General features: G+C 64.2%; 14 protein-coding genes and 1 other RNA gene. 7 read left to right on the top strand and 8 right to left on the bottom strand.

Annotation, left to right across the window (positions count from 1 at the left end; genetic code table 11):
• Positions 1–14 precede the first annotated feature (14 nt).
• Positions 15–1421: a magnesium transporter gene (gene mgtE, locus DDE20_RS06685; RefSeq protein WP_116557675.1), complete on the bottom strand. Its 1407-nt coding sequence runs from the start codon at positions 1419–1421 to the stop codon at positions 15–17.
• 109 nt (positions 1422–1530) lie between these two features.
• Here mgtE and guaD point away from each other — a divergent pair, with 109 nt between their 5' ends.
• Positions 1531–2811, top strand: coding sequence for a guanine deaminase (guaD, locus tag DDE20_RS06680; RefSeq protein ID WP_116557674.1), 1281 nt, complete (start codon positions 1531–1533; stop codon positions 2809–2811).
• A 149-nt stretch (positions 2812–2960) separates the two neighbouring features.
• Here guaD and hisN read toward each other — a convergent pair whose 3' ends face one another.
• Positions 2961–3797, bottom strand: coding sequence for a histidinol-phosphatase (hisN, locus tag DDE20_RS06675; RefSeq protein WP_116557673.1), 837 nt, complete (start codon positions 3795–3797; stop codon positions 2961–2963).
• A 223-nt stretch (positions 3798–4020) separates the two neighbouring features.
• On the bottom strand, positions 4021–4380 hold the full coding sequence (locus tag DDE20_RS06670; protein WP_116557672.1) for a helix-turn-helix domain-containing protein: 360 nt from the start codon (positions 4378–4380) through the stop codon (positions 4021–4023).
• A gap of 517 nt (positions 4381–4897) precedes the next feature.
• On the opposite strand from DDE20_RS06670, the gene DDE20_RS06665 reads away from it, so the two are divergent.
• Positions 4898–5863 (top strand): NADPH:quinone oxidoreductase family protein, encoded by a 966-nt coding sequence (locus tag DDE20_RS06665; RefSeq protein WP_116557671.1) that lies wholly within the window; start codon positions 4898–4900, stop codon positions 5861–5863.
• A gap of 2 nt (positions 5864–5865) precedes the next feature.
• On the opposite strand, the gene DDE20_RS06660 is transcribed toward DDE20_RS06665, so the two are convergent.
• Positions 5866–6735: a LysR family transcriptional regulator gene (locus DDE20_RS06660; RefSeq protein ID WP_116557670.1), complete on the bottom strand. Its 870-nt coding sequence runs from the start codon at positions 6733–6735 to the stop codon at positions 5866–5868.
• 180 nt (positions 6736–6915) lie between these two features.
• On the opposite strand from DDE20_RS06660, the gene DDE20_RS06655 reads away from it, so the two are divergent.
• Both DDE20_RS06655 and DDE20_RS06650 read left to right on the top strand, forming a co-directional pair.
• Positions 6916–7143, top strand: a complete 228-nt coding sequence (locus tag DDE20_RS06655; protein WP_240607871.1) for a DUF1127 domain-containing protein — start codon at positions 6916–6918, stop codon at positions 7141–7143.
• 261 nt (positions 7144–7404) lie between these two features.
• The gene (locus DDE20_RS06650; RefSeq protein ID WP_116557669.1) at positions 7405–8208 is read left to right on the top strand and encodes a Bax inhibitor-1/YccA family protein; all 804 of its coding nucleotides are present in this window, start codon (positions 7405–7407) and stop codon (positions 8206–8208) included.
• A gap of 221 nt (positions 8209–8429) precedes the next feature.
• Here the strand turns inward: DDE20_RS06650 and rpmG are convergent, their stop codons facing one another.
• From rpmG to DDE20_RS06630, 4 genes are all read right to left on the bottom strand, one after another.
• Positions 8430–8597, bottom strand: coding sequence for a 50S ribosomal protein L33 (gene rpmG / locus DDE20_RS06645; protein ID WP_068303983.1), 168 nt, complete (start codon positions 8595–8597; stop codon positions 8430–8432).
• 97 nt (positions 8598–8694) lie between these two features.
• Positions 8695–10224: an undecaprenyl-phosphate glucose phosphotransferase gene (locus DDE20_RS06640; protein WP_116557668.1), complete on the bottom strand. Its 1530-nt coding sequence runs from the start codon at positions 10222–10224 to the stop codon at positions 8695–8697.
• Between the two features lie 161 nt (positions 10225–10385).
• Positions 10386–10779, bottom strand: an RNA gene (gene rnpB, locus DDE20_RS06635) — RNase P RNA component class A.
• A 204-nt stretch (positions 10780–10983) separates the two neighbouring features.
• Complete coding sequence (locus DDE20_RS06630; RefSeq protein WP_116557667.1) at positions 10984–11592, bottom strand: riboflavin synthase; 609 nt, start codon at positions 11590–11592, stop codon at positions 10984–10986.
• A 259-nt stretch (positions 11593–11851) separates the two neighbouring features.
• Here DDE20_RS06630 and DDE20_RS06625 point away from each other — a divergent pair, with 259 nt between their 5' ends.
• The 3 genes from DDE20_RS06625 to DDE20_RS06615 all read left to right on the top strand — a co-directional run bounded on the left by DDE20_RS06625 (position 11852) and on the right by DDE20_RS06615 (position 16519).
• The gene (locus DDE20_RS06625) at positions 11852–13141 is read left to right on the top strand and encodes a capsule biosynthesis protein (RefSeq protein WP_116557666.1); all 1290 of its coding nucleotides are present in this window, start codon (positions 11852–11854) and stop codon (positions 13139–13141) included.
• Positions 13142–13248: 107 nt separating this feature from the next.
• A complete protein-coding gene (locus DDE20_RS06620) occupies positions 13249–14394 on the top strand; it encodes a polysaccharide biosynthesis/export family protein (RefSeq protein WP_417587889.1) in 1146 nt (381 codons plus the stop codon).
• Positions 14395–14440: 46 nt separating this feature from the next.
• On the top strand, positions 14441–16519 hold the full coding sequence (locus DDE20_RS06615) for a capsular polysaccharide biosynthesis protein (RefSeq protein WP_116557665.1): 2079 nt from the start codon (positions 14441–14443) through the stop codon (positions 16517–16519).
• Positions 16520–16556 lie beyond the last annotated feature (37 nt).

Raw genomic sequence — 16556 nt, 5'->3', positions numbered from 1 at the left:
CCCGCCCTGTTACCTTACAGCAGCATGACAGAGGCGAGCCCGAGGAAGGCGAAGAAACCGACCACATCGGTGACGGTTGTGACAAAGGGCCCCGAGGCCAGCGCCGGATCGACCTTCATTTTGTCCAGCATCACCGGCAGCACAATCCCCGAGAGCGCCGCCGAGGCCAAGGTCGCGAACATCGACAGCGCGATCACCACCGCCAGCATCGGCAGACCGAACCAGAAGCCCGCGACCACCGCCATGATCAGACCGAAGGCCGAGCCGTTGATCATCCCCACCGCCAGCTCACGCCAGATCACGCGGCGGGTGTTCTGGCCAGTCAATTCGCGCGTCGCCAAGGCCCGCACCGCCACCGTCATCGACTGGGTGCCGGCGTTGCCGCCCATCGAAGCGACGATCGGCATCAGCACCGCCAAGGCCACCAGAGCGCTGATCTCATCCTCGAACTGGGCGATCACCAGAGAGGCGAAGATCGCGGTGATCAGATTGATAAACAACCATAAAAACCGGCCCTTGGCGGTGTCGATGATACGGTCCGAGAGCGAGCTTTCCTCATTCACACCGGCCATCCGCAGCATGTCTTCTTCATGCTCGTCATCCAGCACCGCCATCGCGTCATCAATTGTGATCACACCGACCAGACGGCCGGATTGATCGACCACCGGCATCGAAATCAGGTGATATTTGTTGAACAGATGGGCGACTTCCTCTTCCTCTTCGGTAGCCTCGACCGAGAGGAAACTCTCCTCGACCAGTTCCGACAGCGCCATCGCGCGGCGCGCCGACAACAGCCGCCCGAGGGTGACATAGCCGCTGGGCCGGTGCCGCTCATCGACGAGGATCACGTGGTAGAACTGATCCGGCAGCCAGTCCTCGGTGCGCATGAAGTCAATCGCCGCGCCGACGGTCCAATCCTGCGGCACCGCCACGGTCTCGGATTGCATCAGGCGGCCGGCGGAATGCTCGGGCCAGGCCAGCGACGACTCCACCGCCGCGCGGTCGTCGCTTTCCATCGTCTCGAGGATATAGGCCTGATCGATATCCTCAAGATCTTCAAGGATATCAACCACATCGTCGGTATCAAGCTCGCGCACCGCCTCGGCCAGCGCCTCCCGCGGGAGCGCCTCGATCACCTCTTCGCGCACGCCCTCTTCAAGCTCGGAGAGCACATCGCCATCGAGTTGATCGGCCGAAAGCGCCAGAAATGCGCGCCGCTGCTGGCTGCTGATCTGCTCGATGAAATCGGCGATATCGGCGGCATGCAGCGGCTCCAGTTCGGCGATTACCGCGGGTGCGTCACCGGCCTCGACAGCGTCCAGAATCGCCTGAATGCGCTCATTATCGAGCCCCTCGCGCGACTGCTCCTCGGCCTCCAGGACGCCGGTCTCCTGCCGCGCGCCGTGTTCCGGTTCTGCCATTCACGCCTCCCCAAGCAAATCTGGCCCCGACTCGTCGCGGGGTTTGGTGGTTGTTAAGCGTAATTCTCCGCGCAATAAAGGGAAGACCGTTTCAAACTCACTGGGTTCCATGGCTAATCTTCTTCTCGGGCAGACGCTCGGCTATTCCTCCGACCCGTTTTATGACGGGCCCGCGGCGGCGATCATCGAGCGCCGCGGCGCGGTTCTGGTAGACGGCGGGCGCATTCAGGCGGTGGGCACGGCGGATGACCTGCGCGCCGCCCATCCGCAGGCGCAGGTGCATGACTATGGCGAGGCGCTGATTTCGCCCGGGTTCATCGACGCGCATATCCATTATCCGCAGACGGCGATGATCGCGAGCTGGGGCAAACGGCTGATCGACTGGCTCAACAGCTATACCTTCCCCGAGGAAATGCGGCTTGAGGATCCCGCCTATGCGCAGGCGGTGGCCGGGACCTGTATGGACCTGATGCTCGATCACGGCACCACCACGGTGGCCAGCTATTGCACCGTCGCGCCGCAAAGCGTCACCGCGCTGTTCAAAGCGGCGCAGGCGCGCGGCATGCGGGTTTTGGGCGGCAAGACCTGTATGGACCGCAACGCGCCCGAGGGGCTGCGCGACACCGCGCAAAGCGCCTATGACCAGTCGAAAGCACTGCTGGAACAATGGCACGGGCGCGACCGTATCTCTTATGTGATCACACCGCGGTTTGCGCCCACTTCGACGCCCGAGCAGCTTGAGGCTTTGGGCAGTCTCTGGGCCGAGCATCCCACCTGCCTGATGCAGACCCATATCAGCGAACAGCACGAAGAAATCGCCTGGGTGAAGGAGCTTTTCCCCGAGGCGCGCGATTATCTCGATGTCTACGAGCGCTTTGGCCTGTTGGGCGCAGGCGGGCTTTACGGCCATGCAATCTATCTGACCGAACGCGAGCGCGCGCGGATCCGTGAGACCGGCGCGGCCTTGGTGCATTGCCCGACCTCGAACACTTTCATCGGCTCGGGCCTGTTTGATATGGCGGGGCTCAAGGCTGAGGGGCAGCGCATCGGGCTGGCCACGGATATCGGTGGCGGCTCGAATTTCTCGATGCTGCGCACGATGGCGGCGGCCTATGAGATCGGACAATTGCGCGGCACCGCGCTGCACCCCTCCTATCTGTGGTGGCTGGCCACTGCCGGTTCCGCGCAGGCGCTGGGGCTGGGCGATACCATCGGCAGATTGGCGCCGGGCTATGAGGCCGATCTGATCGTGGTGGATCTGGCCTCGACACCGGTGATCGCCCAGCGCCACGCCCAGGCCAAAGACTTCTGGGAAGCGCTGTTTCCGACCATCATGATGGGCGACGACCGCGCCATTCGGGCCACTTGGGTGGGTGGCAACCCCCGCTGACCGGGCGCCCCGCGTCCAACCGCCCCTCCCATCTTTATGCCATAAATATCCTGGTGGGAGGTGCGCAGCACCGTGGGAGGTAAAACCTCCCGGCGGCTGGCGGGGCCCTCAATGGGGCCCGACGGCCGCCCCTCCTCATTCAAGGTGCCTCACCCGGCCAGTAGCGCCAAAGCCTCGGTGTGGATCTGTGGATTGGCGGCGGCGATCACCTGCCCGCCCTCATGTGCCGGCCCGCCCTGCCAATTGCTCACCACGCCGCCCGCCGCCTCGATCACCGCGATTGGCGCCATGATGTCATAGGGGTTCAGCCCCGCCTCGATCACCAGATCCACCTGCCCGCTGGCGACCAGCGCATAGGCGTAGCAATCCATCCCGTAGCGGGTCAGCCGTGCGCGCGCGGCGACGCGGCGGAAGGCTGCGCCCTCCTCTGCACTGCCGACTTCGGGGAAGGTGGTCATGATAATCGCCTGATCCAAGGCGCGCGGGGCATGGGTTTGCAAGGTCGCGCGGCCTTGCGGTCCCTCGACCTGTGCCACGCCCAGCCCGCCGCTGAACCGCTCGCCGATATAGGGCTGGTCGATGATCCCCAGTATCGCGCCCGCGGCATCTTGAAGCCCGATCAACACGCCCCAGGTCGGGGTGCCCGAGATAAAGGCGCGGGTGCCGTCAATCGGGTCGATCACCCAGGTCAGCCCGCTGCTGCCCGCGCTATAGCCCTGTTCCTCGCCCAAGATCGCGTCCTGCGGGCGCAGCTCCTGCAATTTGGCGCGGATCGCGGCTTCGGCGGCGCGGTCGGCGACGGTGACCGGATCGAACCCGCCCGCATCCTTATTGTCGGCGGTCAGATCCACTTGCCGGAAATGCGCCAGCACCTCGGGCCGCGCGGCATCGGCCAGCGCCTGCGCCACCTGCCATAGCTCTGCCGCCAGAGGATCGCTGATCTCGGCGCGCGTCAGGGGCTTGGGCGACGGGGTCAATTGGGGCATCTGCAGATCCTCGCATCAAAAAAGGCCCGCGGGTGGCGCGAGCCTTTTTTGCATACTGCCCCCTGTGGCGCGGGGCAACTGCAGGGCCTTGGTTCCGGCGCAAACTCTGGCCCCAAATCCTGCGCCAGCGCATTACCGGGCGGCCCGCCCAATGATCAGCCCGAGGTCAGCCCAATGGTCAGCCCGAGGTCAGCCAAAGATCGGGCGACCAATCAACCGGCGATCAGGCCGCGTCCGAGAGCACCCGCGCCAGATCGAACAGGCGGCGGCGTTGGGCCTCGGGGATCGCGTAATAGGCGCGCACCAGTTCCATCGCCTCTTTATTGGCCAGCAAGTCGGGATCAACGCCGCGATCGGGGTTTTCGTCGCTCAGACCTTCAAAGAAAAAGCCGATCGAGACGCCCAAAGTGCGCGAGATATCCCACAGGCGCGAGGCGCTGACGCGGTTCATACCGGTCTCGTATTTCTGGATTTGCTGGAATTTGATCCCCACCGAATCGGCGAGTTGCTGTTGGGTCATCCCCACCATCCAGCGGCGATGCCGAATCCGTTTTCCGACATGGACATCTACAGGGTGTTTCAAATGCTACGCTCCTTTTGTCAGGCTCTGCTGCGCCGCCCCATGGCGGATCGACAAGACACCGGCGTTCCGTAATCTCAAATCAAGCACAAAGCGTGCCAAAGTCTAATTATTAGCTCAATTTTTTACCTGCGACGTGTGTTTACAGCCTGTCTACACCTATAACGCGGGTCAAATGGGGCGGTTTCCACAAGGAAAGCATCAATTGCCACCCCACCGTAAAGCCAGCCTATACCCTCGCAGCACCATACCGGAAGATGTAATCACGAGTGGCAATTTCCATCAAGACGTGTTTTGCAAAATGCAACGCATTGTGAGATCAACTCTCACGTGCATTCGCAATTTGCACACACTTTGCGGCCGGAATCCAGAAAAAACCGCATCCAACATGCATCTTATTCGCCGGTTTTTGCCCGTGCCACGCCGATGGGCGCCGATGGGCGCCGCGTCAGGCTTTACCTTGCCCCCTGCGCCCGCCATCCTCGCGCCTGCCCCGCAGCCAGAAAAAGAGGTTTTGCCCATGCGCGCCTTCGTATTATCCGCGACCGACACCCCGCCCGAGGTTGTCGAAACGCCCATGCCAGAGCCCAAAGCCGGCGAGATCCGTCTGAAAATCCGCGCCTGCGGGTTGAATTTCGCCGATCTCTTGATGGCGCGCGGCGAGTATCAAGAGCGCCCCGCGCTGCCCTTTACCATGGGCATGGAGGTCGCCGGGGTGATTGATGCCTTGGGCGAAGGGGTGATGGGTTTCGCCCCCGGCCAGCGGGTCGCGGCGTTTGCGGGGCGCGGCGGATTGGCGGAATACGGCTGTTTTCCCGCCCATAGTTGCCTGCCGATCCCCGATGCGATGCCCTTCGAGCATGCGGCGGGCTTCATGGTCGCTTACGGCACCTCGCATGTGGCCTTGGCGCATCGCGCGCGACTGACCGAGGGCGAGACGCTTTTGGTCTTGGGTGCGGCGGGCGGTGTCGGGCTGACCGCGGTGGAGATCGGCGCGCAATTGGGCGCACGGGTCGTCGCGGTGGCCCGCGGGGCCGAGAAGCTGGCGGTGGCGAAAGCCGCCGGTGCCTTGGTCTTGATCGACAGCGAGAGCGCCGATCTGAAGGCCGAATTCAAAGCGCTGGGCGGCGTCGATGTGGTCTATGATGCGGTCGGCGAGCCTGCGGCCAGCGCCGCGTTGCGCGCCCTGCGCCCCGAGGGGCGGTTTGTGGTCATTGGTTTTGCCGGTGGCGAGATCCCAAAGTTCCCCGCCAATATCCTGCTGGTGAAAAATATCGACGTGATCGGCCTCTATTGGGGCGGCTATGCGGTTTTCAAGCCGCAGGTGATCACCGAATCGCTGGGGCAATTGATGGCGATGTATGCCAAGGGGCAGTTGCACCCCCATGTCAGCCACGCGCTGCCGCTGGAGGAGACCGCGCAGGGGATGGAGTTGATGCGCAGCCGCAAATCCACCGGCAAGGTGGTGATTACGATGCCAGAATAGGCCTAGGCGGCGACCACCTCGGGTCCGGCCCAAGCGCGGCGCAACAGATCGGCCAGCGCCATCACCCCCGGTTTTTCGGGGCCGGGGTGGATATAGAGATTGACCAGATGGCTGGTGAGTTCGGGCAGCGCGCCGCTGTGGGCGATGCGTTCGGCATGGGTGGATTCGGTCCCCGCCAGCATCGCCTGCACGCCCATATCGGAACTGACCGCCGCCTCGATGGTGCGATCGGAATCTGATTCGACCACCGCCTCCCAAGGGATGCCCGCGCGGTCCAGCGCGGCGATGATACCCGGGCGAAAGATACAATAGCGCCCGAGCGCCAGTTTCAGCGGCCGCTGCCGCCACGCCTGCCCGCCCGGCGCGCCGATCCAGACCAGCGGCAGACGGGTGAGCGTTTCACCGCCCGCATCGCAATGGCTCTCGGTGGTCAGGATCAGATCGCATTCGCCTTGGGCAAATTTCTCTTTCGCCTTGCGGGTGGCGCGGGCCTGTAGATGCACGCGCATACGCGGATAGGTGGCGCTGAACAGCCGCAACACCTGCGGGATATGCGGATGCACGATGTCATAAGGCACGATCAGCGAGATCTCGCCCTCGAAGGCGCTGTCGGTCATCCGCGACACCGCCTCGTCATTGAGCGCGAGGATGCGCCGCGCATAGGTCAGCAGTTGCTCGCCCTCGGCGGAGAGCTGCACGCCGCGCCCGTTGCGGTCCAAAAGCGCCTGCCCGAGGCTCTCTTCGAGCCGCTTGATCTGCATCGACACCGCGCTTTGGGTGACATTCAACACATGCGCGGCGCGGGTCACGCCGCCGAAATCGGCAATTGCCGAGAGCGCCCGCAGGGCGGCCAGATCCAGATTGCGCCTCATATCACCATCCGTGATGCGTCACATCATAAACATTCGATGTTATAATGCGCATGTGCAGGATATAGCGTCAAGCGTATTGATGCAGAGGGGCTTGGCCCCGCGCCGAGACCGGCCCGCATGGCTACCGACCCAATGACATACCGACCCGCGTTCCCTTATTTTGCCAGTTAGGAGGCTCTCATGACCCAGACCAATGCACCCCTGATGCCCCGCGCCTCGCTCTTGGCCATGATTGCCGGACGCGCGCCGAAACCGGCGTTGCAGACCATGATCGCCACCGCCCGTGAACGCCGTCAATTGGCCGCGCTGCCCGAACAGCGGCTGGAAGATCTGGGCCTGACCCGCGCCGAAGCCACGCTTGAGGCCGCGCGCCCGTTTTGGGATGCCCCGCGCGCCTGGCGCCGGTAAAACCGCGCGGCGCAACGGCCCGCGGCCCCAAAGTGCAATAAACACAGGCGCCCGCGCTCTATCCCGCGCCCTGCCCCGTGCAAATCGCGGGCAGATCGCGGGCGCCCCCTGCCCGCCTGCGGTGCCACACGCCGGATCAGACCCTAAACGAATCGTGAAAACCTGACGGAACTCCTTGAAAACCCGCGCCGCGACCGCGATATTACATGGGAACCGTCGGGTAGATACGCCCGTCGGCAATGGCTTCCAACGGAGGGTTTCATGGCCAACTATCAGTCGGTGCGTTCGACTGCCCCAGAGGCGCTAGGCGCTCGGATCGACGCGGGGCTGCGCACACATATGAACAAAGTCTACGGCACGATGTCCGTGGGCATGTTGATCACTGCGCTTGCAGCCTGGGCAATTGCCGGGCTTGCCGTGACCGGCGACATGTCGTCGGCCGCATTGACCGCCGAAGGTCAGGCAATGATGATCCGTCAGGGTGAATTCCTGACCGGCTTCGGCGCTTTGCTCTATACCTCGCCGCTGCGCTGGGTGGTGATGTTCGCCCCCCTGGCGTTCATCTTCTTTGGCTGGGGCGCCTTGATGAGCCGTGGCTCGGCGGCGATGGTGCAGGTCGGCTTCTTCATCTTTGCCGGTGCCATCGGCCTGTCGATGAGCTCGATCTTCCTTGTCTACACCGATTACTCGATCGTGCAGACCTTCATTGTCACCGCGATTGCCTTCGCCAGCCTGAGCCTGTTTGGCTATACCACCAAACGCAATCTCTCGGGCATGGGCACCTTCCTGATGATGGGTGTGATTGGCCTGATCGTGGCGATGGTGATCAACATCTTCCTGCAGTCGCCGGCGATGATGTTCGCGATCTCGGCGATTGGTGTGCTGGTGTTTGCCGGTCTGACCGCCTTCTACACGCAGGACATCAAGAACACCTATGTCGCGCATGCCGCGCAGGGTGATCAAGAGTGGCTGGACAAAGCCGCCTTTGACGGCGCGCTGAGCCTCTACATCAGCTTCCTGAACATGTTCCAGTTCCTGCTGATGTTCATGGGCTCGCAGGAATAACCCGAGCTTGAGCAAGTTTTGAGGGCCGGTGCAGCGATGCGCCGGCCCTTTTTCATTGGGCGGTTTGGTTTGGGGTGATGTGGTTTTGGGCGGTGCGGTTCTGGTAGCGCGGCCTTGGGCTGGCCTGCTTATACGCCACCCCCTGCCCCAACCCACAGCGCATAAGAAAAAGGCCGCGCATCGCTGCACGGCCTTTTTGTAATTCAGTCAGAGGGCAGATCTTACTTGATCTTGCCTTCCTTATACTCGACGTGTTGACGCACAACCGGATCAAATTTCCGGATGGTCATCTTTTCGGTCATCGTGCGTGCATTTTTCTTGGTCACGTAGAAGTGGCCCGTGCCCGCGGTCGAGTTCAGACGGATCTTGATCGTCGTCGGCTTCGCCATGATTTTCTCCTGCGCACGGCAGCATCAGGCTACCGGTGAATATCTTGAAGCCAGCCTTTTACGCAGAGTTCGGCCAGAGTCAACCGCCCCGCAGCGCTTAGTAGGCGTTTTTCGTCTTTATCAGGCTATAGGGGGTCAAAAGCATGATTTTCAGGTCCAGCCAGAGCGACCAGTTCTCGATATAGTAAAGGTCATGCTCGATGCGGGCGCGGATTTTCTCCGAGGAATTCATCTCGCCGCGCCAGCCGTTGATCTGCGCCCAGCCGGTGATCCCCGGTTTGACGCGGTGGCGGGCGGAATAGGCCTCGGTCACGCGGTCATAGAGGATATCGCCGGTGCGCGCCGCCAAAGCATGCGGACGCGGCCCGACCAGGGAGAGTTCCCCGCGCAGCACATTGAGAAATTGCGGCAGTTCATCCAATGAGGCGCGGCGGATGATGCGCCCGACGCGGGTCACGCGGGCATCATGGCGACGCACGGCTTTGACCGCCGTCGGATCGCAGGCCTCATGATACATCGAGCGGAATTTCAGCACCGTGATCGGCGCATTGTTGAACCCGTGGCGGCGCTGCACAAACAGCACCGGCCCGCGCGATTCCAGCCGGATCAGCGCCGCGACCAGCAGCATCACCGGCGCCAGTATGAACAGTGCCAGCGTAGCGAAAATCACGTCGAATATGCGCTTTTGCACCGCCCGCGCGCCGGTGAACGGGCGTTTGTAGATCTCGATGAACCTAAACCGCCCGATCGACGAGCGCCGCTTGCGCGAGAACTCGGGGATCTCGGCGCCGTCCAGCACCCTGATATCCACCGGCAGCACAAACAGCCGTCCCAAAAGCTGCTGGATGCGCAGATGCGAGGCATGGGGGATGGCAATGATCACCGTGTCGATCCGCGCCAGACGGGCGAATTCGACCAGATCATCCAGATCGCCCATCTTGTGATAGCCAGCGATCACATTCGGCGAGCGCTGGTCGCAACGCTCGTCGAAAAAACCGCACATCCGGCGGCCCTTGCCACGCTCCTTGTCGATCTCATGGATGATCGCGCTCAGCGCCGGGCCACCGCCGACCACCACAATCCGGTGCTCAAGCCGCCGCCGCCGCATCAAGGCACCGATCCGCAGCCGCATGCCGCTGCGCAGGATCAGCACCGCCGCCAAAGCGCCCAGCGCCCAGGCACCAAGCCAGCGATCAACCCCGCCCGCCTCAATCCCGGCATAGGCCAGCAGGCTGCGGGTGATGCCGATGGCGAGCGCCAGAGCGACCACGCCAATCGCCAGACTGGCGGGCAGTGCACGCATCCGGCGAAACCGGTAGCCACCCAACAGCCGCGCCGTCACCACCATCAGGACCCCCGCCAGCCACAGGATGCCGCTGATCTTCACCTCGCCCAGCTCCAGGGGCACAGTCAGGGCGAAAGCCAGCCGCCCGATGACGATCACCGCCAGCAGTTCCAGTGCGAACAGCGCCAGTGACAGCACCGAGGGCCGCAGCGCCGGTTGCGCCAATCGCTGCGCCTTGGCCAGCGCCTGCCCGCCCAACAGCCGCGGACGCGGCGCGCCGGTGAACGGCCGCCGGCGGTAGGTCTCGGCAAAAAGCCGTTTGCGCGCTGTTATATGTTCCATCACGGCACCACGTCAGACCCGCAACCACGGGCATCCCTCGTTACGCGCGCCCGGTTTCGCGGGGGTCTCGGGCGCCAGAGCGGAAAATCTACGCGGTGGATAGGGCACAATTATGGCACTGCGGCGCAATCCTGTGCGGGATGTGTCGATTTTGGGTCAAGTTGCGCGGACGGCCTGTAAGCCGGATTTTGTTCCGGGGTTGCCCCCTTCGACGACCATTCCTCTGACCCTGCCGTTACCGGCGGATTCAAGCTGCCAACCCGGGCCTCTGGGCTGAGATCTCCCCGCAGTGATATCGCTAAAGCGATCATACCTGCACGAGGCCCCTATTCGGCATTGCTCCTGGTGGGGCTTGCCATGCCGGTCCGGTTGCCCGTCCCGCGGTGGGCTCTTACCCCACCGTTTCACCCTGACCCGCAGCCAAAAGGCGCGGGCGGTTTGTTTTCTGTGGCGCTTTCCCTCGGGTTGCCCCGGCCGGGCATTACCCGGCACCATTGCCTCATGGAGTCCGGACTTTCCTCGAGCCGAAAGGCCCGCGGCCGTCCAGCCATCCGCGCCCGCCCGACATAAGCGCCGCCCGCAGTCAGGTCAACTGACCACAAGCCTCGCGATACCCAAAACCTCCCGCCCACTTTATGCCCCAAATATCCCGGGGGCGCGTGGCCGCAGGCCGCGCGGGGGCAGAGCCCCCAGACCGCACCGCCCGCAGGCGGTGCTCAAAGGTCTTGCCGCGCCAGCGGCGCAATTTAACAACTCAGGTCAGGCGGCGTCAAACTCGCGCATGCGGGCGACATAGCGCGCCAGCGTGTCGATCTCGAGGTTGATCCAGTCGCCGACCGCGACATCGCCCCAGGTGGTCACCTCTTGGGTGTGCGGGATCAGGTTGATGCCGAAGGTATCGCCCGCGACCTCATTGACCGTCAGCGAGGTGCCATTCAGCGCCACCGAGCCTTTGGGTGCGATGAACCGCGCCAAAGCCTCGGGCGCGCGGAAACTCACCCGCGTGCTGTCGCCCTCACGCACCATCGCGATCACCTCCGCCACACCGTCGACATGGCCCGAGACGATATGCCCGCCCAATTCATCGCCCACTTTCAGCGAGCGCTCGAGATTGAGCCGTTTGCCCGCTGCCCAGCCCTGCTTGCCAATCGCGGTTTTCGACACGGTTTCCGCCGAGATATCCACGTCGAACCAGTTCTGCGGGCTGGCACCCAGCGCGACGACGGTCAGGCAGACCCCATCGCAGGCAATCGAGGCGCCGATGTCGATGCCACTCACATCATAAGAGGTGCCGATCCGCGCCCGCAGATCGCCGCGCTCTTCGACCTCAAGGATCTTGCCGATATCCGTGATAATGCCCGTAAACATGCGCTCTCCTAGGGTTTGTACCGTCCAAATGGCGTCTAAATGCACCAACCGCCCCGGTTTTGGCCCTATTTTGACCATCCCGAGGCTATATAAGCGAATCATTCTGTGGCATCCTTTTGCCAAAAGGGGAACACCCCCGCGCGCTTCGTCGCACCCATCAGTGCGCGGATCGACACAGAGACCCTGAGGCAGGGCAAACGCGAGGCTGCAGCCGGATGCGACGATATCCAGTTGGGGCCGGGCAAACCATGAGGCAGGCATGATCCCCACGTCGGGCGATGATCGACGATTTTTGTTTTTGCAGGGGCCGCATGGGCCCTTCTTCCGGCAATTGGCCGATCTGCTGCAGCGCGCTGGCGCCGAGGTCTGGCGCGTCGGTTTCAATCGCGGCGATCAGGCGTTCTGGCGGCGCGGCAATTACATCCCCTATACCGGCAATCAAGCGGATTGGCCGGCGGCTATCGAGGCGCTGTTCGAAACCCATGCGATCACCGATTTGGTGCTCTACGGCGACACGCGGTTTATCCACGCCGAGGCGCTGACCCGCGCCAAGGCCCGCGGCATCACCGTGCATGTGTTTGAAGAGGGCTATCTGCGGCCATGGTGGGTGACCTATGAGCGCGGCGGCTCGAACGGCAATTCGCGGCTGATGGAGTTGAGCATCGCGCAGATGTCGAAGGCGCTGGAAACCTGCGAGACCGATCTGATCGACGCCCCCGCCCATTGGGGCGATATGCGCCATCATGTGTTCTACGGCTTCGCCTATCACGCGTGGATCTTGCTGGCCAACCGCCGCTACCGCGGGTTTCGCCCGCACCGCGCACTGAGCGTCGGCGCCGAGTTCCAGCTATACCTCAAACGCCTGATTTCGATGCCGTTCATCGCCATCGAGCGGCGGATCGAGACCCGCCGTGTGCGTATGGGCGGCTTTCCCTATCATCTGGCGCTCTTGCAATTGGAACATGACAGCAGCTTCCAGCAGCACAGCCCGTTTTCCACCATGACCGAGTTTCTCGACTGCGCGATCAGGGGCTTTGCCGAGGGCGCGCCGCGACATCATCATCTGGTGTTCAAAGCCCACCCGCTGGAAGACGGGCGCACCAGTCTGAAAGCCGATATCACCCGCATTGCCAAGGAATGCGGGGTGCTCGACCGGGTGCATTTCATCCGCGGCGGCAAACTGGCGGCGCTCCTTAATCACGCGCGCTCGGCGGTGACGGTCAATTCCACCGCCGCGCAGCAGGTGCTCTGGCGCGGGATGCCGCTCAAGGTCTTTGGCGCGGCGGTCTATGACAAGCCCGAGTTCGTCTCGACCCAGCCCCTGCCCGCGTTTTTCGCCGCCCCCACACGGCCCGACCTGCGCGCCTACCGCGATTACCGGCGGTTTCTCTTGGAAACCTCGCAATTGCCCGGCGGGTTCTATTCGGCAGCGGGGCGGCGGCAGTTGCTGCGGCAGGTGGTCGATCTTCTGCTTGCCCATGACGAGCCCTATGACGCGCTGATCAGCGGACGCGCGGCGCCACGGCAACACCTGCGGCTTGTCCGTTGAATTGCCACAAGAACACCCCGCGATAACACCCTTGGAAAAACCGGCTGCTTGTGTCTATAATCACACAAAAAACACATAACAGGCAGTTCCATAAAGGAGCACGAGCAGTGTCCGTCAAAACCCTACGCCGTGCCAGCGTGCTGGCGCTTGGCATGTTTGCTGCAGGGCTTAGCGCCTGCAGCATGCCAAGTTCCGGCCCGAACCGTAATGAAATCTTCTCCGGCTCGGTGCTGCGAGAGGGGGACGCCTATATTGTCGCGGTCGGCGATCGGGTGAACCGCGCCGCCAATGTGCCGCTGGCGCGGGGCTTTTCCGACACGCTGCGCAATGCCGCCCTGATGGGTGGCGACACCATCCGCATTGGCGATACCGTCTCGCTGACGGTCTATGAAAACGTGCCCGAGGGGCTCTTGGCCAGCGCCGATTCGCGCGGCGCCACGCTCACCGATCTGCAGGTTGACAGCCAGGGCTTCATCTATGTGCCCTTTGCCGGTCGCGTGCGCGCCGCGGGGCAGACTCCCGAAGGGCTGCGCGGCACCATTGCCCGCCAGCTGGATGAGCAAACCCCCGATCCGCAGGTCTACGTCAGCCGCACCAGCGGCGACGGCGCCACCGTGTCTTTGGTTGGCAGCCTTGGCGCGCAAGGCGTCTATCCGATTGTGCGCCCGACGCGGCGACTGACCGCGATGCTGGCCGCCGCTGGCGGGGTGACGATCCCCACGCAATCGACGGTGATCACCGTCAACCGTGGCAGCATCAGCGACCGTGTCTGGCTGCAGGATCTGTTTGACCACCCCGAGCTGGATATCGCCCTGCGCGGCGGCGACCGCGTGTTGGTCGAACAGGACCAGCGCCGCTTTACGGTGATGGGCGCGACCGGCGCGCAGGCGCTGGTGACCTTTGATTCGCAGGTTCTGACCGCGATCGAGGCCTTGGCGCAGGTCGGCGGGCTCGATGCCACCCGCGCCGATCCCACCGGTGTCTTCGTGTTCCGTAACGAGCCCGCAGAAGTGGCGCGTAACGTCTTGGGCCGTCAGGATATTACCGGCGACCAGCGGCTGGTCTATGTGCTGGATCTGACCGCGCCGAACGGCATGTTCATGGCCCGTGATTTCCAGATCCGCGACGGCGACACGATCTATGTGACCGAAGCCTCGGCGGTGACCTGGAACCGCACGATTGCCACGCTGACCGGCACGCTGAGCATCGCAGGCGGCGCGGTGAGCACGGCTGAAACCGCCGGCGATCTGTAACCCGCCGCCCGCCTCTGCCGCCTCTTGGCACCTGAAGGGTCCGCTGATGCCCCGCCCGAATGCCCCCGCTGTGCCGCATCGCCTGATTGCTGCCAGCGGCGGCTTTCTGGGCCCCTCGGCGCAGGCGCGGCGCATCCGCCGCATTCTGGAACTGGCCATTGCCCAGCCCGGTTTGGGCTGGCCCTCGCCCGAGGACGCGGTGCTGGCCTGGGGGCACGCGCCGCGCGCATGGCGGGCCGAGGCCTTGGCGCGGCGCAGCGGGGCGCCTCTGTGGCGGGTCGAGGATGCGTTTTTGCGCTCGCTGCATCCGGCGCGGGTCTCGGGTGAGCCGCCTTTGGGGCTGCTTTTGGACCGCAAGGCGATGCATTACGATCCCTCCGCGCCCTCGGAGCTGGAGGAGTTGCTGGCCACGCATGCCTTTGATGACGGCGCATTGATGGCGCGGGCGCGGGTGAATATCGACCGGCTGCGGGCGTTGCATCTGTCGAAATACAACGCTCATGACCCCGAGTTCCCGCCCCCCAAAGCCGGTTATGTGCTGGTGATTGATCAGGTGCGCGGTGATGCCTCGCTGACCCATGGTGGTGAGGCGGGGGCGCTGCCCGAGGACCGGCTGTTTCGCGAGATGCTGTTGATCGCGCAGGAGGAACATCCCAATGCGCGCGTGCTGATCCGCGCCCATCCCGAGACCGCAGGCGGGCAGCGCGCGGGGCATTATAGCACAGCGGATACGGGCGGGCGGGTCGCGTTTATCGACGGGCCGCAGTCGCCCTATGCGCTATTCGAGGGCGCGATCGCGGTCTATACGGTGTCCTCGCAGATGGGGTTCGAGGCGATCCTCGCGGGGCACCGCCCGCGCGTCTTCGGGCAGCCGTTTTACGCCGGCTGGGGGTTGAGCGCGGACCAGACGCCCTCGCTGCGGCGGCGGCGCAAATTAACCAAGGTGCAGCTTTTTGCCGGGGCGATGATGCTCTATCCGCTGTGGTATGATCCGGCGCGCGACCGGCTCTGTGCGCTGGAGGATGTGATTGATCATCTCGAGGCGCAGGTGCAGGCGTTCCGGCAGGACCGGCGGGGCTATGTCGCGCTCGGCATGCGGCTGTGGAAACGCCCGGCGTTGCAGGCGTTTTTCGGTGGGCAGAAGCCGCTGCGCTTTGCGCCCTCGGTTGCGCGCGCGCAGGGGCAGGCGGCGCGCGACGGGCGGCAGCTGTTGGGCTGGGCTTCGGCAGTGCCCAAGGATTTCAACAGCTTGCGGGTCGAGGACGGGTTCCTGCGCTCGCGCGGTCTGGGCGCGGAACTGACGCCGCCCTTGTCGCTCTGCATCGATGATCTGGGCATCTACTATGATCCAACGGTTGAAAGCCGGTTGGAGCGGTTGATCGCCGCCCCCCTGCCCGCCGGTGGCGCAGAGCGCGCGCGGCAGTTGCGCGAGCACCTGCTGGCGCAGGGGGTGACCAAATACAACCTGCCGGCGGGCGAAGCGGTGGCGGAACAGGTCGCGGAGTTGCGCGCGGCGCGGCCCGAGGCGCCGGTGATCCTGGTGCCCGGACAGGTGGAGGATGACGCCTCGATCCGGCTGGGCGCAGGTGAGATAGGCACCAACCGCGCGCTGTTGCAGGCGGTGCGGGCGGCGGTGCCAAAGGCGGTGATCCTGTATAAACCGCACCCCGATATCGAGGCCGGTTTGCGGCTGGGCGCGGTGCCCGACGCGGCGGAATTGGCCGATCTGGTGCTGGCGCGGACCGGCGCGCAGGAGGCGCTGGCGCTAGTGGATCAGGTCTGGACGATGACCTCGGGGATCGGCTTCGAGGCGCTCTTGCGCGGGCTGCCGGTGGTCTGTTTCGGCGCGCCCTTCTATGCCGGTTGGGGGCTGACGCAGGATCGCGGATGGGTGCCCGAGCGGCGGCGCGCGGTCTACCCGCGGCCTGATCTCGACCGGCTGGTGCATGCGGCGCTGATTGCCTATCCGCGGTATTACGATCCGGTGAGCGGCGCGCTATGTCCCGTGGAAGTGGCGGTTGAGCGGCTGGCCTCGGGCGGTATGCCGCGCCGCCCGTTGCGGTTGCGGGTCTTGGCGAAAGCGCAGGGGGCTCTGGCGAGCCACGCCTGGCTGTGGCGGCGGTGAGTTTAGTCCCTGTTTGGCGCGGGTATCAGCCCGGGCC

This window comes from Pararhodobacter oceanensis, from assembly GCF_003076755.1.
Taxonomy (GTDB): domain Bacteria; phylum Pseudomonadota; class Alphaproteobacteria; order Rhodobacterales; family Rhodobacteraceae; genus Pararhodobacter; species Pararhodobacter oceanensis.
The sequence above is the reverse complement of the archived record's forward strand: the minus strand, read 5'-3'. Positions and strand labels throughout refer to the sequence as shown.

Coding starts and splice junctions, on each gene's coding strand:
- DDE20_RS06625 (WP_116557666.1), top strand. CDS start 11,852: ATGATCCCCACGTCGGGCGATGATCGACGATTTTTGTTTTTGCAGGGG.
- DDE20_RS06630 (WP_116557667.1), bottom strand. CDS start 11,592: ATGTTTACGGGCATTATCACGGATATCGGCAAGATCCTTGAGGTCGAA.
- hisN (WP_116557673.1), bottom strand. CDS start 3,797: ATGCCCCAATTGACCCCGTCGCCCAAGCCCCTGACGCGCGCCGAGATC.
- DDE20_RS06665 (WP_116557671.1), top strand. CDS start 4,898: ATGCGCGCCTTCGTATTATCCGCGACCGACACCCCGCCCGAGGTTGTC.
- rpmG (WP_068303983.1), bottom strand. CDS start 8,597: ATGGCGAAGCCGACGACGATCAAGATCCGTCTGAACTCGACCGCGGGC.
- mgtE (WP_116557675.1), bottom strand. CDS start 1,421: ATGGCAGAACCGGAACACGGCGCGCGGCAGGAGACCGGCGTCCTGGAG.
- DDE20_RS06615 (WP_116557665.1), top strand. CDS start 14,441: ATGCCCCGCCCGAATGCCCCCGCTGTGCCGCATCGCCTGATTGCTGCC.
- DDE20_RS06660 (WP_116557670.1), bottom strand. CDS start 6,735: ATGAGGCGCAATCTGGATCTGGCCGCCCTGCGGGCGCTCTCGGCAATT.
- DDE20_RS06655 (WP_240607871.1), top strand. CDS start 6,916: ATGACCCAGACCAATGCACCCCTGATGCCCCGCGCCTCGCTCTTGGCC.
- DDE20_RS06650 (WP_116557669.1), top strand. CDS start 7,405: ATGGCCAACTATCAGTCGGTGCGTTCGACTGCCCCAGAGGCGCTAGGC.
- DDE20_RS06640 (WP_116557668.1), bottom strand. CDS start 10,224: ATGGAACATATAACAGCGCGCAAACGGCTTTTTGCCGAGACCTACCGC.
- guaD (WP_116557674.1), top strand. CDS start 1,531: ATGGCTAATCTTCTTCTCGGGCAGACGCTCGGCTATTCCTCCGACCCG.